Origin of the sequence: Streptomyces sp. NPDC048612 (genome assembly GCF_043199295.1) — a bacterium.
GTDB lineage: Bacteria > Actinomycetota > Actinomycetes > Streptomycetales > Streptomycetaceae > Streptomyces.
Genome location: NZ_JBICVV010000024.1, coordinates 120,833 through 138,597, shown reverse-complemented (window position 1 = coordinate 138,597; position 17,765 = coordinate 120,833). Strand labels below are relative to the sequence as shown.

General features: G+C 70.8%; 17 protein-coding genes and 1 pseudogene. 15 read left to right on the top strand and 3 right to left on the bottom strand.

The window, feature by feature from the left end; genetic code table 11:
* The 3 genes from ACGFN2_RS29610 to ACGFN2_RS29600 form a co-directional block, all read left to right on the top strand.
* Positions 1–654 (top strand): radical SAM protein (locus tag ACGFN2_RS29610; protein WP_393365581.1); only part of this gene is annotated, 654 nt, incomplete at its 5' end.
* A 7-nt stretch (positions 655–661) separates the two neighbouring features.
* Positions 662–1,213, top strand: coding sequence for a hypothetical protein (locus ACGFN2_RS29605; protein ID WP_393365579.1), 552 nt, complete (start codon positions 662–664; stop codon positions 1,211–1,213).
* Positions 1,214–1,276: 63 nt separating this feature from the next.
* Positions 1,277–1,978 carry a demethylmenaquinone methyltransferase gene (locus ACGFN2_RS29600; protein WP_362613289.1) on the top strand — a complete coding sequence of 234 codons (702 nt, stop codon included), beginning with the start codon at positions 1,277–1,279 and terminating at the stop codon, positions 1,976–1,978.
* Positions 1,979–2,104: 126 nt separating this feature from the next.
* On the opposite strand, the gene ACGFN2_RS29595 is transcribed toward ACGFN2_RS29600, so the two are convergent.
* Positions 2,105–2,638 (bottom strand): GNAT family N-acetyltransferase, encoded by a 534-nt coding sequence (locus tag ACGFN2_RS29595; RefSeq protein WP_362613291.1) that lies wholly within the window; start codon positions 2,636–2,638, stop codon positions 2,105–2,107.
* 60 nt (positions 2,639–2,698) lie between these two features.
* Between ACGFN2_RS29595 and ACGFN2_RS29590 the strand changes: the two are divergent.
* A pseudogene (locus ACGFN2_RS29590) lies at positions 2,699–4,057 on the top strand (geranylgeranyl reductase family protein); the annotation flags it as partial.
* Between the two features lie 62 nt (positions 4,058–4,119).
* On the opposite strand, the gene ACGFN2_RS29585 reads toward ACGFN2_RS29590, so the two are convergent.
* Together ACGFN2_RS29585 and ACGFN2_RS29580 are read right to left on the bottom strand one after the other, a co-directional pair.
* Entirely contained in the window at positions 4,120–4,953 is an 834-nt protein-coding gene (locus ACGFN2_RS29585; RefSeq protein ID WP_393365576.1) for an ATP nucleotide 3'-pyrophosphokinase, read from the bottom strand.
* Positions 4,954–5,237: 284 nt separating this feature from the next.
* A complete protein-coding gene (locus tag ACGFN2_RS29580) occupies positions 5,238–6,035 on the bottom strand; it encodes a C40 family peptidase (RefSeq protein WP_393365574.1) in 798 nt (265 codons plus the stop codon).
* Positions 6,036–6,760: 725 nt separating this feature from the next.
* On the opposite strand from ACGFN2_RS29580, the gene ACGFN2_RS29575 reads away from it, so the two are divergent.
* The 11 genes from ACGFN2_RS29575 to nuoK are packed head-to-tail and all read left to right on the top strand — an operon-like array spanning position 6,761 to position 17,763.
* On the top strand, positions 6,761–7,120 hold the full coding sequence (locus ACGFN2_RS29575; protein ID WP_030262580.1) for an NADH-quinone oxidoreductase subunit A: 360 nt from the start codon (positions 6,761–6,763) through the stop codon (positions 7,118–7,120).
* Positions 7,121–7,129: 9 nt separating this feature from the next.
* Positions 7,130–7,684 carry an NADH-quinone oxidoreductase subunit B family protein gene (locus ACGFN2_RS29570; RefSeq protein ID WP_362605786.1) on the top strand — a complete coding sequence of 185 codons (555 nt, stop codon included), beginning with the start codon at positions 7,130–7,132 and terminating at the stop codon, positions 7,682–7,684.
* Positions 7,681–8,457 carry an NADH-quinone oxidoreductase subunit C gene (locus ACGFN2_RS29565; RefSeq protein WP_393365571.1) on the top strand — a complete coding sequence of 259 codons (777 nt, stop codon included), beginning with the start codon at positions 7,681–7,683 and terminating at the stop codon, positions 8,455–8,457. Before ACGFN2_RS29570 ends, ACGFN2_RS29565 begins: the two co-directional genes overlap by 4 nt.
* Positions 8,457–9,830 (top strand): NADH-quinone oxidoreductase subunit D, encoded by a 1,374-nt coding sequence (locus ACGFN2_RS29560; protein ID WP_362605790.1) that lies wholly within the window; start codon positions 8,457–8,459, stop codon positions 9,828–9,830. Before ACGFN2_RS29565 ends, ACGFN2_RS29560 begins: the two co-directional genes overlap by 1 nt.
* A 35-nt stretch (positions 9,831–9,865) precedes the next feature.
* On the top strand, positions 9,866–10,720 hold the full coding sequence (gene nuoE / locus ACGFN2_RS29555) for an NADH-quinone oxidoreductase subunit NuoE (RefSeq protein WP_393365587.1): 855 nt from the start codon (positions 9,866–9,868) through the stop codon (positions 10,718–10,720).
* Positions 10,720–12,102, top strand: coding sequence for an NADH-quinone oxidoreductase subunit NuoF (nuoF, locus tag ACGFN2_RS29550; RefSeq protein ID WP_362605793.1), 1,383 nt, complete (start codon positions 10,720–10,722; stop codon positions 12,100–12,102). The genes nuoE and nuoF overlap by 1 nt, the downstream gene beginning before the upstream one ends.
* Complete coding sequence (locus tag ACGFN2_RS29545) at positions 12,099–14,630, top strand: NADH-quinone oxidoreductase subunit G (RefSeq protein WP_393365568.1); 2,532 nt, start codon at positions 12,099–12,101, stop codon at positions 14,628–14,630. Before nuoF ends, ACGFN2_RS29545 begins: the two co-directional genes overlap by 4 nt.
* A complete protein-coding gene (gene nuoH / locus ACGFN2_RS29540; RefSeq protein WP_393365566.1) occupies positions 14,627–16,015 on the top strand; it encodes an NADH-quinone oxidoreductase subunit NuoH in 1,389 nt (462 codons plus the stop codon). The genes ACGFN2_RS29545 and nuoH overlap by 4 nt, the downstream gene beginning before the upstream one ends.
* Positions 16,008–16,598, top strand: coding sequence for an NADH-quinone oxidoreductase subunit NuoI (nuoI, locus tag ACGFN2_RS29535; protein WP_362605801.1), 591 nt, complete (start codon positions 16,008–16,010; stop codon positions 16,596–16,598). The genes nuoH and nuoI overlap by 8 nt, the downstream gene beginning before the upstream one ends.
* Positions 16,595–17,467 carry an NADH-quinone oxidoreductase subunit J gene (locus ACGFN2_RS29530; RefSeq protein ID WP_393365564.1) on the top strand — a complete coding sequence of 291 codons (873 nt, stop codon included), beginning with the start codon at positions 16,595–16,597 and terminating at the stop codon, positions 17,465–17,467. The genes nuoI and ACGFN2_RS29530 overlap by 4 nt, the downstream gene beginning before the upstream one ends.
* Entirely contained in the window at positions 17,464–17,763 is a 300-nt protein-coding gene (gene nuoK / locus ACGFN2_RS29525; protein ID WP_006604821.1) for an NADH-quinone oxidoreductase subunit NuoK, read from the top strand. The genes ACGFN2_RS29530 and nuoK overlap by 4 nt, the downstream gene beginning before the upstream one ends.
* The last annotated feature ends 2 nt before the right edge of the window (positions 17,764–17,765 follow it).

The following is a 17,765-nucleotide window of genomic DNA, read 5'->3' as shown; positions in this document are numbered from 1 at the left end:
GAGCTGCTGCCGGCGCGGCCCCGCAAGGCCATCGCCCCGCTGAAGGAGTCCGGCGAGCGCTGGCTGGAGATCATGGAGACCGCCCACGAGCTGGGCGTGGAGTCGACCTCCACGATGCTGATGGGCACCGGCGAGACCAACGCCGAACGGATCGAGCACCTGCGGATGATCCGCGACGTCCAGGACCGTACGGGCGGCTTCCGCGCCTTCATCCCGTACACCTACCAGCCGGAGAACAACCACCTGAAGGGCCAGACCCAGGCCACCCTCTTCGAGTACCTGCGCATGATCGCCCTCGCCCGGCTCTTCTTCGACAACGTCGCGCACATCCAGGGCTCGTGGCTGACCACCGGCAAGGAGATCGGTCAGCTGTCGCTGCACTACGGCGCGGACGACCTCGGCTCGATCATGCTGGAGGAGAACGTGGTCTCCTCCGCCGGTGCCAAGCACCGCTCCAACCGCATGGAGATCATCGACCTGATCCGCAAGGCGGACCGGGTCCCGGCGCAGCGCGCCACCACCTACGAGCACCTGCTCGTCCACGACGACCCGGCCGACGACCCGGTCGACGACAAGGTCGTCTCGCATCTGTCCTCGACCGCGATCGAGGGCGGCACGGCCCATCCGGAGCTGAAGCTCGTCGAGGCCAACTGAGCCGCAGGTGCTGACACTTCACCGGGTCCGCGGTGTCCGGACCGGCCCGGACGGGGAGCCGGTCCCCGGGCATGCGGTCGTCGTCGACGGCGCCCGTATCGCGGCCATCGGCCCGTACGAGGAGCTGCTGGCGGCCTACGGCGACCGGGCGCGCGTCCGGGAGTGGGACGGTGTGCTGACGCCCGGCCGGCACGAACCGGACGGCGCCGCGCTCCTGGAGGGCGCCTACCAGCCCGACCCGCGCGAGGCCGACGAGCTGGGCAGCGAACCGGTCACCGGCGCCGCGCTCGCCGCGCTCGACATGACCGAGACCCGCTGGGGCGCCGGCGCCCGCCGGGGTCTGCAGCGTCTGCTGGCCGCCGGGACGACCTCGCTGACCGGGCCGTTCACCCGGCCCGCGGTCCGTACGGCGGTCCGGCGGTCCGGGCTCGCGGAGCCGCCCGGCGGCCGCCTCCGCACGCTGACCGCCGGCGGCCCGGCCGACTTCGCGGTCCTCGCCGCGGACGGCGGCTGCCTGGCCACCGTCCTCGGCGGCCGTCTGGTGTACCGCCGTCGCTGACGGCGCGCGTACCGGGCCGTGCCCGGTGCGTCCCCCGGCCCCGGCACGGTGGACAATGGCCGGGTGACCCGAGCATCCCTGGACAAGCAGCCGCACGAAGTCGCCGCGATGTTCGACGACGTGGCGGCGCGCTACGACCTCACCAACGACGTGCTCTCCCTGGGGCAGGCGCGGCTGTGGCGCAAGGAGGTGGAGCGCGCGGTGGCCGCCCGGCCGGCCGAGCGGGTGCTCGACCTCGCGGCCGGTACCGGCACCTCCTCGCTGCCGTTCGCCAGGGCCGGGGCGTACGTGGTGCCGTGCGACTTCTCCGTCGGCATGCTGGGGGAGGGCCGCAAGCGCCATCCGTGGCTGCCGTTCACGGCCGGGGACGGCACCCGGCTGCCGTTCGCCGACGCGGTGTTCGACGCCGTCACGATCTCCTTCGGGCTGCGCAACATCCAGGACACCGACGCCGCGCTGGCGGAGCTGTACCGGGTCACCAAGCCCGGGGGCCGGGTGGTGATCTGTGAGTTCAGCGAGCCGACCTGGGCGCCGTTCCGGACCGTCTACACCGAGTACCTGATGCGGGCGCTGCCGCCGGTCGCCCGCGCGGTCAGCAGCAACCCGGACGCCTACGTCTACCTCGCCGAGTCCATCCGGACCTGGCCCAACCAGCCCGAACTCGCCGCCCGGCTGCAGGGCGTGGGCTGGACCGAGGTGGCCTGGCGCAATCTGACCGGTGGCGTCGTGGCGCTGCACCGCGGGCGCAGGCCGGCCGAGGGCTGACACCGGCGGGCGGCGGGGGCGGCGCCTCCGCCCGTCCCGCGTCCGGCCGTTGTCACCGTCCGGCCGAGGGGGCGCGGGGCGCCGCGGACGGGTCCGCGGCGCCCTTTCCCGTAGGCGTCGGGGTGTTCACAGATCCAGCCGGTGGCAGTACGCCTCCCGACGCCCGGTCGGCGTGATCACCGTTTCCTCCTGCCGCATGCCGAGCCGCCGGGTCACCGCGAGCGACCGCTCGTTGCGTGCGTCCACCATGGCGACCACCCGGCGGACGCCGGCCGCCCGTACGGACTCCAGCGCCGCCTGCGCCGCGGCCGTGGCGTAGCCCTTGCCCCAGGAGGCGCGGGAGAGCCGCCAGCCGATCTCGATCTCGCCCGCCGGGCCCCAGTCCCACGGCCACGGCTGGGCGCCGGTGAAGCCGAGGACCGTGCCGTCCGCCGGGTCCACCAGCGTGTACAGGCAGAATCCCCGCTCCGCGTGGTGGCGGCGCTGGCGTGCGGTGAGCTCCTCGTAGACGGAGAGTTCGGCCGGTGCGCCGCCGTGGAATTCCATGACGTCCGGGTCGTTGAAGACCCGGTGCCAGTTCATCGCGTCCTCATCGGTGGGCACGCGCAGCTCGACGGCGGGAAGCGGTCGGTGTGCGGGCGGTGTGTTCACAGACTTCACGGCACAACCCTTCAGGTTCTGATCACCACGGCCCCCATAGACTGACGTGCCCGGTGCCCGTCGGCACCCAGATATCCAGATATCGACTTTCCGGGAGACAGCGCCGTGACCGATTCCGCGTCCGTGACCGATTCCGTGAGCCCCGCCCGATCGGAGCACAGCGCGGATGTGATCGTCGTCGGTGCCGGGCCGGCGGGCTCGGCGACCGCCTATCACCTCGCCAAGTCCGGCCTGGATGTGCTCCTTCTGGAGAAGACCGCCTTCCCGCGCGAGAAGGTCTGCGGCGACGGGCTGACCCCGCGCGCCGTCAAACAGCTGGTGTCGATGGGCATCGACATCTCCGAGGAGGCGGGCTGGCTGCGCAACAAGGGCCTGCGGATCATCGGCGGCGGCTCCCGGCTCCAGCTCGACTGGCCGGATCTGGCCTCCTACCCGGACTACGGCCTGGTCCGTAAGCGCGACGACTTCGACGAGCAGCTGGCCCGGCAGGCGCAGAAGGCCGGGGCGCGGCTGTACGAGCGCTGCAACGTGGGCGCACCGATCGTCCACGAGCTGACCGGCCACATCACCGGTGTGCACGCCAAGCTCGGCGAGGAGAAGACCCCGGTCACCTTCCACGCCCCGCTGGTCGTCGCCGCCGATGGCAACTCCACCCGGCTCTCGCTGGCCATGGGCCTGCACCGGCGCGAGGACCGCCCGATGGGCGTGGCCGTCCGTACGTACTTCACCTCGCCCCGCCACGACGACGACTACCTGGAGTCCTGGCTGGAGCTGTGGGACCGCCGCGGCGCCCAGGACCGGCTGCTGCCCGGCTACGGCTGGATCTTCGGCATGGGCGACGGCACGAGCAACGTCGGCCTCGGCATCCTCAACTCCAGCTCGGCCTTCAAGGAGCTGGACTGGCGGGAGATCCTCAAGGCCTGGTGCGCCTCGATGCCCGCCGACTGGGGCTACACCCCGGAGAACATGACCGTGCCGATCCGCGGTGCCGCGCTGCCGATGGCCTTCAACCGCCAGCCGCACTACACCAAGGGCCTGCTGCTGGTCGGTGACGCGGGCGGGCTGGTCAACCCGTTCAACGGCGAGGGCATCGCCTACGCCATGGAGTCCGGCGCGATCGCCGCCGAGGTCATCGTGCAGGCGCACGCCCGCGCCACGTACCAGCAGCGCGAACTGGCCCTGGAGCGCTACCCGAAGATCCTCAAGGACACCTACGGCGGCTACTACTCCCTGGGCCGCGCCTTCGTGAAGCTCATCGGCAATCCCAAGGTCATGAAGGTCGCCACCCAGCGCGGGCTGACCCACCCGCTGCTGATGCGCTTCACCCTCAAGATGCTCGCCAACCTCACCGACCCCACGGGCGGCGACGCGATGGACCGCATCATCAACGGGCTGAGCAAGGTCGCCCCGAAGGCGTGAACGCTGCGGGGCCGGCCCGGGACGGAGGGTCCCGGACCGGCCCCTTTCGTGCCGCCGCCCGGTCAGCCGGCGGGTGCGGGTGCGGGTACGGGGAGCCGGCGGGCCGGGTCCGGGGACAGGCGGCGGGCCGGGGCGGTCAGCCGCTCCGCGCCCGGCGGGACCGGCACCGCCGCGAAGATCGCGTTCTGCTGCTCCTGAAGTTCGCGCACCCGCGCGGGCGGGGTGCCGGGCAGCCGCTGCTCCTCGTACAGCTTGTGCGTCTCCAGCTGCGCCGCCTTGCTCTCCGGGGTGTGGAACTGGACCTCGAAGAGCTGGCCCGAGCGGGGCGCGCGCCAGGCGGAGTTGACCGCCTTGTAGCCGGCGGCCCGGTGCCAGGTGTTGGCCCAGCGGGTGGAGTCGTTGCCCCAGGCGGCCAGCAGCCCGGCCGCGGTGCGCACGCCCTGGCTGTAGGTGCCGGACGGCCACTGGAGGGTGAAGCGGACCGCGTCGTTGATCTGGCGCAGCGAGGCGTCCACGGTCTGCCCCGGCGTCTCCCGCATCCAGGTCGCGACCTTGCGCTTGAGCGAGTCCGGTGACTTCAGCCGCTGGTCGAAGCCGGTCAGCTCGGCATGGCTGATTCTGGCGGCCGCCCGGACCTGGGGGCTGATGGAGCGCTCGGCCTGCCGGGCACGGGCGACGAAGCCGTCCACCTTCTTGTTCTCGGCGGCCGTCAGATGCAGGCCGTGCTGATGCCAGCCGCCGTCGGGGGCGGGGCCGCCGGGCCGGGCGGCGGACGGCGCGGCGGACGGGGCCGCGGCGGTCGCCGGGGGGACGGCGCCCAGGCCGAGCGCGGTGGCCAGGGCGGCGGCCGTCGCGGCCCGGCTGACGAGGCGGTGGGCGGTACGCGAGGTGTTCATCGAAGCGCGGTTCCTCTCTCTGCGATGCCGTACGCCGCACAAGCGGCATCTACGGCACAGGGCGAGAGGTGCAACGGCGCGTACCGCGTCCCGGTAGCTCCACGGGCGGGCTCGGGGCCCGTACCTGGCTTGATCGTGGCGCCGGTCGGCGCGAAACGATCCGTCGGACGGCGGTGACGGGGCTCCGGGACAGCGGGCCGCCCGGCGCCCCGGACGCACGAAGGACCGTCCCTCCCGAGCGGCGAGAGGAGCGGTCCTTCGGTGACGTCGTGCGGGCGGTGGTCCTAGAGGACGCGCACCGCGCCGGTCGGCATGTCGTAGTCGAGGGGGCGCTCGACGATGCCGGTGCTGGAGTTCTGGGCGCCGATGAACTTGCCGTCGCCGATGTAGACGCCGACGTGGTAGGCGCTGCCCGCGCTGCCCCAGTAGAGGATGTCGCCGACCTGGAGGTTGTCCAGGCCGACCTGGGTGCCCTGGGTGGACTGGTCCTGCGAGACCCGCGGCAGGTCGATGCCGATCTGGCTGAACGCGGCCTGCGTCAGGCCGGAGCAGTCGTACGAGGAGGGGCCGCTGGAGCCCAGCACGTAGGCCTTGCCGAGCTGCGCCTTCAGGAAGGAGACGAGCGTGGCGGTGCTGCCGGTGGCGTTGGACGCGGGAGCGGACAGGGTCGAACGCTCGGAGGAGCGCGAGGCACGGGCCTCGGCGGCCTCCTTGGCCTTACGGGCTTCCTCGGCCTTCTTCTTCGCCTCGGCCTTGGCCTTCTTGACGGCCTCGGCCTTGTGCTTCTCCGCGGCCTTGGCGGCCTGCGAGAAGGCGTTGTCCTGGAGCGCCTGGCGCTCGTAGTTGAACGCGGCCTGCTCGGCCGTGTCGGCGCTCCTGGCGGCGCTGGTGGCGAGCGCCGTCGTGATCGTCGGCATCTCCTGGGTTTCGGAGACGGGCTTCGACGCGGCGTTGGCCGGCACGGTGGCGCCGGTCACCGCGAGGGTGAGGAAGCCACCGGTCACGCCCGCGCGCAGCGCCCGCGAGGACGCGGAAGGACGGCGGGGCTTCCGGTGGCTGGGTATGAGTGCGTTCGGGGACATGGCAACAACGGCTATCAGGAGCCGCTGGTTGCTGCCAAGAAAGGTGCAGTGCGCCACACTTGACGCGTACGCGACGAACAAACCGGACTTTTGCCCTGCGTGCCACACCGGCAGCGGGATGTCCGAATTTCGCGATCATGTTCCTACGCATGGCATTTGCTGCTCCACGCGGGTCCGGCGGGGGCTTACCACTTCCTCATCCGCCACGCCAAGGCTTCCCGGGCGTCAAGCACTTAGTGCTGGAAATAGCGTGGGATAGGTCACTCTTGAGTGTCCGTTATGTTCCCGTGATCTGACGCCGGCCACCCGCTCGTGAACGGAAGCACGTACCGGCGATCACGACCGGGTCACGAGCGGGCCGCGCCGACGGGCCCGCCGCATATATCAGTTGGCCGTGTCCAACGCCAATTTGCTTGGTCCGGCAACCACTTGATATTGGCCATCGCTCGCTGACCAGCGGTAACACACGTGAATGTCACCTCTCGTGATCACTCGCGTGCTTCGCGTATGAAGATCACCGCTCATCCGACTTCATGATCCTTCGCCGGGTGGTGGAGATCACAAAGGCGTTGTCCACCCCCGTGTCGCAGATCACAGACCAGCGGGCATAGGATGCAGGCGCTCGGGCTTGTGAACTGCCTCACATGTGCACGATCTCCATGGGGCGGCCGGAGGGCCCGTGCGGACCGCCATCCAGTCATCGTCGACTGAAGGGAGCGAGGACGGTGAACGCTTACGCGCCCATCCTCGTACTGGGAGCCCTCGGGGCAGGCTTTGCGATCTTCTCCGTCGTGATGGCCACCCTCGTCGGGCCCAGGCGCTACAACCGGGCCAAGCTCGAGGCGTACGAGTGCGGAATCGAGCCGACGCCACAACCGTCCGGTGGCGGCCGTTTCCCGATCAAGTACTACCTGACGGCGATGCTCTTCATCGTCTTCGACATCGAGATCGTCTTCCTCTATCCCTGGGCCGTCACCTTCGACGCCCTGGGGCTTTTCGGGCTCGTCGAGATGCTCCTCTTCGCGCTCACCGTCTTCGTCGCCTACGCCTACGTCTGGCGTCGTGGCGGCCTGGAATGGGACTAGGGGGCACACATGGGACTGGAAGAGAAGCTGCCGAGCGGCTTTCTGCTGACCACCGTCGAGCAGGCCGCGGGCTGGGTGCGGAAGTCCTCGGTCTTCCCCGCGACCTTCGGACTGGCCTGCTGCGCCATCGAGATGATGACCACCGGCGCCGGGCGCTACGACCTCGCCCGCTTCGGCATGGAGGTCTTCCGCGGCTCACCGCGCCAGGCGGACCTGATGATCGTGGCCGGCCGGGTGAGCCAGAAGATGGCGCCCGTGCTGCGGCAGGTCTATGACCAGATGCCGAACCCGAAGTGGGTGATCTCCATGGGGGTTTGCGCCTCGTCGGGCGGCATGTTCAACAACTACGCGATCGTGCAGGGCGTCGACCACATCGTGCCCGTCGACATCTATCTGCCGGGCTGCCCGCCGCGTCCCGAGATGCTGATGGACGCGATTCTCAAGCTCCACCAGAAGATCCAGAACACCAAGCTCGGGGTCAATCAGGAGCAGGCCGCCCGCGAGGCGGAGGAGGCGGCGCTCAAGTCCCTGCCGCTGATCGAGATGAAGGGGCTGCTGCGGTGAGTGAGCAGAAGAACCCCGAGGGTTCCGGCGAGCAGAACGGCCGGAACGGTCAGGATGAGGCCGTTCCCGCGCAGCGCGAGGACACCGGCGAGGCGATCGCCACCCGCCGCGGCATGTTCGGCGCCGACAACGGCGGGGACACCAGCGGCTACGGCGGCCTGGTCCGCACCGTCCGGCTGCCCGGCGCCTCCCAGCGGCCGTACGGCGGACCGCGCGGAACGGAGGAAGGCTACGGCGAGTTCGACGAGATCGCCGACGAGCTGGAGGGCGCCCTCGACGAAGCGGGCCTGGTCCCCGAGAACGTCATCGAGAAGACCGTCGTGGACCGCGCCGAGCTGACCTTCCACATCGAGCGCGGCCACCTGCCGGCCGTCGCCAGGATTCTGCGCGACGACCCGGCACTGCGCTTCGAGCTGTGCACGGGGGTGAGCGGGGTGCACTTCCCCGGCGACAAGGGCCGCGAGCTGCACGCCGTCTACCACCTGCGCTCGATCACCCACAACCGGCTGATCCGGCTGGAGGTCTCCGCCCCGGACGCCGACCCGCACGTGCCCTCGCTCGTGGAGGTCTATCCGACCAACGACTGGCACGAGCGGGAGACGTACGACTTCTTCGGCCTCGTCTTCGACGGCCACCCCGCGCTGACCCGGATCATGATGCCGGACGACTGGCAGGGCTTCCCGCAGCGCAAGGACTACCCGCTCGGCGGCATTCCCGTCGAGTACAAGGGCGCCCAGATCCCGGCTCCCGACCAGCGGAGGTCGTACAGCTGATGACTACTGCACCGCACTCCCACTCGTCCGGCCACCGCACCTCCAGCGACTTCGACACCCAGGAGTCCCTGGGCCGCGAGACCACCGAGGGCACCGTCTACAACGTCTCCGGTGGCGACTGGGACGAGATCGCCGCGGCCGCGGTGAAGGCCGACGACGAGCGGATCATCGTCAACATGGGGCCGCAGCACCCGTCCACCCACGGAGTGCTCCGGCTGATCCTGGAGATCGACGGCGAGACCGTCACCGAGGCCCGCTGCGGGATCGGCTACCTGCACACCGGCATCGAGAAGAACCTCGAATTCCGGACCTGGACGCAGGGCACCACCTTCGTGACGCGGATGGACTACCTGACGCCCTTCTTCAACGAGACGGCCTACTGCCTGGCCGTGGAGAAGCTGCTCGGCATCACCGGCGACATCCCCGACCGGGCGTCGGTGATCCGGGTGCTGCTGATGGAGCTCAACCGGATGTCCTCCCACCTCGTGGCCATCGCCACCGGCGGGATGGAACTGGGCGCCACCACGATCATGATCTACGGCTTCCGCGACCGGGAACTCATCCTCGACCTCTACGAGCTGATCACCGGCCTGCGGATGAACCACGCCTACATCCGGCCCGGCGGCCTCGCCCAGGACCTGCCGCCGGGCGCGGTCGACCAGGTGCGTGAGTTCGTCAAGAAGATGCGGAAGAACATCGGCGAGTACGACAAGCTCGCCACCGGCAACCCCGTCTTCAAGGGCCGGATGGAGGGCATCGGCTACCTCGACCTGGCCGGCTGTATGGCCACCGGCGCCACCGGGCCGATCGTGCGCTCCGCCGGACTGCCGCACGACCTGCGCAAGACGCAGCCGTACTGCGGCTACGAGGACTACGACTTCGAGGTGCCGACCGCCGACACCTGCGACTCCTACGGCCGGTTCCTGATCCGGCTGGAGGAGATGCGGCAGTCGCTGCGGATCGTCGAGCAGTGCCTGGACCGGCTGGAGCCCGGCCCGGTGATGGTCGCGGACAAGAAGATCGCCTGGCCCGCCCAACTGGCCCTCGGGCCGGACGGCCTGGGCAACTCCCTCGACCACATCAAGAAGATCATGGGCACCTCCATGGAGGCCCTGATCCACCACTTCAAGCTGGTGACCGAGGGCTTCCGGGTCCCGCCCGGACAGGCCTACGCGGCCGTCGAGTCGCCCAAGGGCGAGCTGGGCGTGCATGTGGTCAGCGACGGCGGCACCCGCCCCTACCGGGTGCACTTCCGCGACCCGTCCTTCACCAACCTGCAGGCCATGGCGGCGATGTGCGAAGGCGGCCAGGTCGCCGACGTCATCGTCGCCGTCGCGTCCATCGACCCCGTGATGGGAGGCGTCGACCGGTGAACGCCACTCCGGCAAACCAGGACGTGCAGCTGGGAATGCCCGCACTCCCCGCCCCCGACTACCCGGCGGACGTACGGGCCCGGCTCGAAGCCGATGCCAAGGAGGTGATCGCCCGCTACCCCGGCGCGCGCTCGGCGCTGCTGCCGCTGCTGCACCTCGTCCAGGCCGAGGAAGGGCACGTCACCCGCACCGGCATCCGCTTCTGCGCCGAGATGCTCGACCTCACCACCGCCGAGGTCACCGCCGTATCGACCTTCTACTCCATGTACCGCCGCAAGCGCAGCGGGGACTACCAGGTCGGGGTCTGCACCAACACGCTGTGCGCGGTGATGGGCGGCGACGCCATCTTCGAGGACCTCAAGGAGCACCTCGGCGTCGGCAACGGCGAGACCACCGAGGACGGCGCGGTCACCCTCGAACACATCGAGTGCAACGCGGCCTGCGACTTCGCCCCGGTCGTGATGGTCAACTGGGAGTTCTTCGACAACCAGACGCCGGAATCCGCCCGGCGGCTCGTCGACGACCTGCGGGCCGGGCGGACCGTCGAGCCCACCCGCGGTGCGCCGTTGTGCACCTTCAAGGAGACGGCCCGGATGCTCGCCGGCTTCCCGGACGAGCGGCCGGGCGCCGTCGAGGCCACCGGCGGCGCCGGCGCCGCCTCGCTGATCGGGCTGCGGCTGGCCAAGGGCGAGGCCGCTCCCGGTCGCGGCGCCGACCATGTCGTCGCCCCGCGGACCACGGCCGACGGCCCGTCCACCGGCGAGCCCCCGTCCGGCCATCCCGCCGACGAGGCGCCCGCCGGCCACCCCAGCTCCCACGATGCACCCCAGCAGACCTCGGCCTCCGACAAGGAGCACCCGGCAGGCCCCACAGCAGAGGAGGGGGAGTGATGACGGTGGCAGCCGAACACGGCGGTGCCTCCCGGCGCGAGACCGGCGGGGAGAACCACCCCGAGAAGCTTCTGACGCCCGTCCTGTCCGCCTTCTGGGACCAGCCCGCGTCCTGGACGCTGGAGACCTACCGCCGGCACGAGGGCTACGAGGGGCTGCGCAAGGCGCTGGCGATGCCCCCGGACGACGTCATCGCCTACGTCAAGGACTCCGGGCTGCGCGGCCGCGGCGGCGCCGGCTTCCCCACCGGGATGAAGTGGCAGTTCATCCCGCAGGGCGACGGCAAACCGCACTACCTCGTCGTCAACGCCGACGAGTCGGAGCCCGGGACCTGCAAGGACATCCCGCTGCTCTTCGCGAACCCGCACTCCCTCATCGAGGGCATCGTCATCGCCTGCCACGCGATCCGGTCGAACCACGCCTTCATCTATCTGCGCGGTGAGGTCGTGCCCGTCCTGCGGCGGCTGCAGGAGGCCGTGCGCGAGGCCTACGCGGCGGGCTTCCTCGGGCGGAACATCCTGGGCTCGGGGCTCGATCTGGACGTGATCGTGCACGCGGGCGCCGGCGCGTACATCTGCGGTGAGGAGACCGCGCTGCTGGACTCCCTGGAGGGCCGTCGCGGACAGCCCCGGCTGCGTCCTCCCTTCCCGGCGGTGGCGGGCCTGTACGCCTGCCCCACTGTCGTGAACAACGTCGAGTCCATCGCCTCGGTTCCCGCGATCATGAACCGGGGCAAGGACTGGTTCCGGTCCATGGGTAGCGAGAAGTCCCCGGGCTTCACGCTCTACTCGCTCAGCGGCCATGTGGCCAACCCCGGCCAGTTCGAGGCCCCGCTGGGCATCACGCTGCGCCAGCTGCTCGACATGAGCGGCGGGATGCGGCGCGGCCACCGGCTGAAGTTCTGGACGCCGGGCGGCTCCTCGACGCCGATGTTCACCGACGAGCACCTTGACGTCCCCCTCGACTACGAGGGCGTCGGCGCGGCCGGTTCGATGCTCGGCACCAAGGCGCTGCAGTGCTTCGACGAGACCACCTGTGTGGTCCGGGCGGTCACCCGCTGGACCGAGTTCTACGCGCACGAGTCCTGCGGCAAGTGCACGCCGTGCCGTGAAGGGACGTACTGGCTGGTGCAGTTGCTCCGGGACATCGAGGCGGGCAAGGGGCGGCCCGGCGACCTCGACAAGATCGACGACATCGCCGACAACATCAACGGCAAGTCCTTCTGCGCCCTCGGCGACGGCGCCGCCTCGCCGATCTTCTCCTCGCTCAAGTACTTCCGCGAGGAGTACGAGCAGCACCTCAACGGCAACGGCTGCCCCTTCGACCCGGCCAGGTCGACGCTCTGGGCCGACAACGACGCTCACCTGGGGGTGAAGGCATGACCGTGACGACCACGGGGTCGGACAGCGGCTCCGCAGCGGGGCCCGCGGGAGGCGGCGAGCCGGCGATCCCGCCGGAGGACCTCGTCACCCTGACGATCGACGGCATCGAGATCTCCGTCCCCAAGGGGACGCTGGTCATCCGTGCCGCCGAACTCCTCGGCATCGAGATCCCGCGCTTCTGCGACCACCCGCTGCTGGACCCGGCGGGCGCCTGCCGGCAGTGCATCGTGGAGGTCGAGGGCCAGCGCAAGCCGATGGCCTCCTGCACCATCACCTGCACCGACGGCATGGTCGTCAAGTCGCAGCTGACCTCGCCGGTGGCCGAGAAGGCCCAGCGCGGCGTGATGGAGCTGCTGCTGATCAACCACCCGCTGGACTGCCCGGTCTGCGACAAGGGCGGCGAGTGCCCGCTGCAGAACCAGGCGATGCAGGTCGGCGACCCGGAGTCGCGCTTCGAGGGCCGGAAGCGCACCTTCGCCAAGCCGGTGCCGATCTCCACGCAGGTGCTGCTGGACCGCGAGCGGTGTGTGCTGTGCGCGCGCTGCACCCGCTTCAGCAACCAGATCGCCGGCGACCCGATGATCGAACTCGTCGAGCGCGGCGCCCTCCAGCAGGTCGGCACGGGGGAGGGCGACCCCTTCCAGTCGTACTTCTCCGGCAACACCATCCAGATCTGCCCGGTCGGCGCGCTCACCTCCGCCGCGTACCGCTTCCGCTCCCGCCCGTTCGACCTGGTCTCCTCGCCGTCGGTGTGCGAGCACTGCGCGGGCGGCTGCGCGACGCGTACGGACCACCGGCGCGGCAAGGTCATGCGGCGGCTGGCGGCGAACGACCCCGAGGTCAATGAGGAGTGGATCTGCGACAAGGGGCGGTTCGCCTTCCGCTACGCGCAGCAGCGCGACCGGCTGGAGCAACCCCTCGTGCGCAGCGCGGAGTCCGGTGAGCTGGAGCCGGCGAGCTGGCCCGAGGCGCTGGCGGCGGCGGCCCGCGGGCTGGCCGCGGCCAGGGGGCGCACCGGCGTGCTGACCGGCGGCCGGCTGACCGTCGAGGACGCCTACGCCTACGCCAAGTTCGCCCGGATCGCGCTGAACACCAACGACATCGACTTCCGGGCCCGGGTGCACAGCGCCGAGGAGGCCGAGTTCCTGGCGTCCCGGGTGGCCGGGCGCGGCCGTGACGTGGACGGCGGGGGCGTCACCTACACCGCGCTGGAGCAGGCGCCGGCCGTGCTGCTGGCCGGGATCGAGGCCGAGGAGGAGGCCCCGGGCGTCTTCCTGCGGCTGCGCAAGGCGCACCGCAGGAGCGGACAGCGCACCTACGGGCTGGCCGGTCACGCCTCGCGCGGACTGATCAAGGCGGGCGGCACGCTGCTGCCGTCCGCGCCCGGTACCGAGACCGAATGGCTGGACGCGCTCGCGGGCGGGGCCGGCCTGGAGGGCGAGGGCCGTACCGCGGCCGAGGCGCTGCGCGCCGACGGCTCGGTGATCGTCGTCGGTGAGCGGCTGGCGGCGGCGCCCGGCGCGCTGACCGCCGCGATCCGCCTGGCGTCGGCGACCGGCGCCCGCCTGGTGTGGATTCCCCGGCGGGCGGGCGAGCGCGGTGCCCTGGAGGCGGGCGCCCTGCCCGGTCTGCTGCCGGGCGGGCGGCCGGCCACCGATCCGCGGGCCCGCGACGAGGTCGCCGCGGCCTGGGGTGTGGCCGCGCTGCCGCACCGGCACGGCCGTGACACCGGCCAGATCATCGAGGCCGCGGCCACCGGCGAGATCGGCGCGCTCCTGGTGGGCGGCGTCGAGGTCGCCGACCTCCCGGACCCGGCCCGTGCGCTGGCCGCGCTGGACGAGGTCGGCTTCCTGGTCAGCCTGGAGCTGCGGCCGTCGCAGGTCACCGAGCGGGCGGATGTGGTCCTGCCGGTGGCGGCCGTGGTGGAGAAGGCCGGCACCTTCCTCAACTGGGAGGGCCGGGCGCGGCTGTTCGAGGCCGCGCTCAAACCGGACCAGATGACCCGGCGGCATCTGCTGCCGGACGCCCGGGTGCTGCACATGCTCGCCGACGCCCTCGACGTGCATCTGGCGCTGCCGGACCTCCGCGCGGTACGCCGCGAACTGGACCGGCTCGGCGGCTGGGACGGCCCGTACGCGGGCGAGCCGGTGGCGAGCGGGCGTCCGCTGCCCCGCCCCGACAGCGGTGAGGCCGTCCTCGCCGGACACCGGTTGCTGCTGGACCGGGGCCGGCTCCAGGAGGGCGACGAGGCGCTGGCCGGCACCCGGCACGCCGCGGTCGCCCGGCTGTCGGAGACCACCGCGCGGGAGACCGGCGTCAAGGACGGGGACCTGCTGGCGGTCACCGGCCCGGCCGGCTCGGTCCACCTGCCGCTCCAGGTCACGCCGATGCCCGACCGGGTGGTGTGGCTGCCGCTCAACTCGACGGGTGGTGGCGTCGCCGCCGACACCGGGGCCCGCCCCGGTGACCTGGTGAAGATCTCCGCCGCCCCGGGCACCCCGGAGCCGGCCGAGGAGGTGGACGCATGATCCAGCAGCTCGGTCACCTGGCCGCCGGCACCCCGCTGGCCCAGGAGGACCTGTCGATGTTCGGCCGTGACCCGTGGTGGCTCGTCCTCATCAAGGCGGTGTTCTGCTTCGCCTTCCTGATGCTGACGGTGCTGTTCTCGATCGTCTGGGAACGCAAGGTCGTCGCCTGGATGCAGCTGCGCATCGGCCCCAACCGGCACGGCCCCTGGGGGATGCTGCAGTCCCTGGCCGACGGCATCAAGCTGATGCTGAAGGAGGACCTGGTCGTCAAGCGGGCCGACAAGGCGGTCTACCTGCTCGCGCCGGTCGTGGCGGCCGTCCCGGCCTTCATGGCGATCGCGGTGATCCCCTTCGGGCCAGCGGGCAACGAGATCTCCGTCTTCGGGGTCCGCACCCCGATGCAGCTGACGGACCTGCCGATCGGCGTCCTCTACATCCTGGCCACGGCCTCGGTCGGCATCTACGGCATCGTGCTGGCGGGCTGGTCCTCCGGCTCGACCTATCCGCTGCTCGGCGGGCTGCGCTCGTGCGCGCAGATGATCTCGTACGAGATCGCGATGGGGATGTCGTTCGCGGCGGTGTTCCTCTACTCCGGGTCGATGTCGACGTCGACCATCGTGGAGTCGCAGCAGAACCGGTGGTACTTCCTGCTGCTGCCGGTGTCGTTCATCATCTACATCGTCGCGATGGTGGGCGAGACCAACCGCGCCCCGTTCGACATGCCGGAGTCCGAGGGCGACCTCGTCGGCGGCTTCAACACCGAGTACTCGTCCATCAAGTTCGCGATGTTCATGCTCGCCGAGTACATCAACATGGTGACCGTCTCGGCCGTCGCGATCACCCTCTTCCTGGGCGGCTGGCGGGCGCCGTGGCCCCTCTCCACCTTCTGGGAGGGCGCCAACCACGGCTGGTGGCCGCTGCTCTGGTTCACCCTCAAGGTGCAGCTGCTGCTGTTCTTCTTCATCTGGCTGCGCGGCACCCTTCCCCGGGTGCGCTACGACCAGTTCATGAAGCTGGGCTGGAAGGTCCTCATCCCGGTGTCGCTGGTCTGGCTGATGCTGGTCGCCTCCGTCCGGGCCCTGAAGAACGAGGGCTACAACTTCTCCCAGATCGTGCTGTATGTCGCCGGCAGCGCCGTCGGACTGCTGCTGATCTCGCTCGTCGTGGACTTCTTCCGGCGGGCCGAGAAGGAGGAGGAGCCGGACGGCGACGGGGCCTTCGACCCCATGGCGGGCGGCTTCCCCGTGCCGCCGCTGCCCGGACAGAGCCTGCCGCCGGTGCCGCGCCGCAGGCCGCGCCGGGAGCGGGAGCTGATTGTCAGTGGCGGGGCGGACACTGTCCGTGACGGAATCGGAAACGACGGAAAGGGGGGCGACGGTGCCTGAGTTCCAGAACCCCGTGGCCGGCTTCGGCGTGACCTTCAAGGCCATGTTCAAGAAGCGGCTGACCGAGCAGTATCCGGAGGAGAAGAAGCCGACGGCGCCGCGTTTCCACGGCCGGCACCAGCTCAACCGCCATCCGGACGGGCTGGAGAAGTGCATCGGCTGCGAGCTGTGCGCCTGGGCCTGCCCGGCGGACGCGATCTACGTCGAGGGCGCGGACAACACCGACGAGGAGCGCTACTCCCCGGGCGAGCGCTACGGCCGCGTCTACCAGATCAACTATCTGCGCTGCATCCTGTGCGGCCTGTGCGTGGAGGCCTGTCCGACCCGCGCGCTGACCATGACGAACGAGTACGAACTCGCCGACCGGTCCCGTGAGTCGCTCATCTACACCAAGGAAGAGCTGCTCGCGGGCCTGGACGAGCAGATGGTCGACAGTCCGCACGCGATCTACCCCGGCATGACGGAGAAGGACTACTACAAGGGCCTGGTGACCGAGGCCGCGCCGGGGACCGTCCGTCAGGCCGCGGTCTCCAAGGGCGAGAAGGCCGACGGGGACACGCAGGCGAAGGAGGCGAGCGCATGACCGGCCTCGCCGCCGCGGCCTCGATGACCTCCACGGGCGAGGCCGTGCAGTTCTGGCTCCTGGGCACCGTCGCCGTCGTCGGCGCGCTGTGCACGATCCTGATGAGGCGCGCCGTGCACAGCGCCCTGTCACTCGCCGGGACCATGATCGTCCTGGCGGTCTTCTACCTCGCCAACGGCGCCTATTTCCTCGGCGTCGTCCAGATCGTCGTCTACACGGGCGCGATCATGATGCTGTTCCTGTTCGTCGTCATGCTGGTCGGGGTCACCGCGGCGGACTCCCTCAAGGAGACGCTCAAGGGCCAGCGCTGGCTCGCCGCCGGCGCGGGCCTCGGCTTCGGCGTCCTGCTCATCGCCGGTATCGGCAACGCCTCGCTCAGGGAGTTCAACGGCCTGGGCGAGGCCAACGCCGGCGGCAACGTGCAGGGCCTGGCGGCGCTGATCTTCACCAAGTACGTCTTCGCCTTCGAGGTCACCGGCGCGCTGCTGATCACGGCGGCCGTCGGCGCGATGGTGCTCACCCACCGGGAGCGCACGGAACGCGCGAAGACGCAGCGGGAGCAGTCCGAGGCGCGTATCCGCGAGGGCAAGCAGGTGCCGCCGCTGCCCGCTCCGGGCGTCTACGCCCGGCACAACGCCGTGGACATCCCGGGCCTGCTGCCCGACGGCACCGTCTCCGAGCTGAGCGTCAACCCGACGCTGCGGGAGCGCGGCCAGATCCGCGATGTCTCCGGTGCCTCGCTCGCCGAACTCAAGGCGCTGGAGCGGCGCTCCGAGGACTGGCTGGGCCGGGGCACCGAGGACGAGCCCGGCCCGCCGTCGTCCGGTGGCGCGGCATCGAAGGAGCGCACGGAGGGGGCCAAGAAATGAACCCGGTCAACTACCTCTATCTCGCCGCCCTGTTGTTCACCATCGGCGCGGCCGGGGTGCTGATCAGGCGGAACGCCATCGTGGTGTTCATGTGCATCGAGCTGATGCTCAACGCCTGCAATCTCGCCTTCGTCACCTTCTCGCGGATGCACGGGAATCTGGACGGCCAGATCATCGCCTTCTTCACGATGGTCGTCGCCGCGGCCGAGGTCGTGGTCGGTCTGGCGATCATCGTGTCGATCTTCCGCACCCGTCATACGGCCTCGGTCGACGACGCCAGCCTGATGAAGCTGTAAGG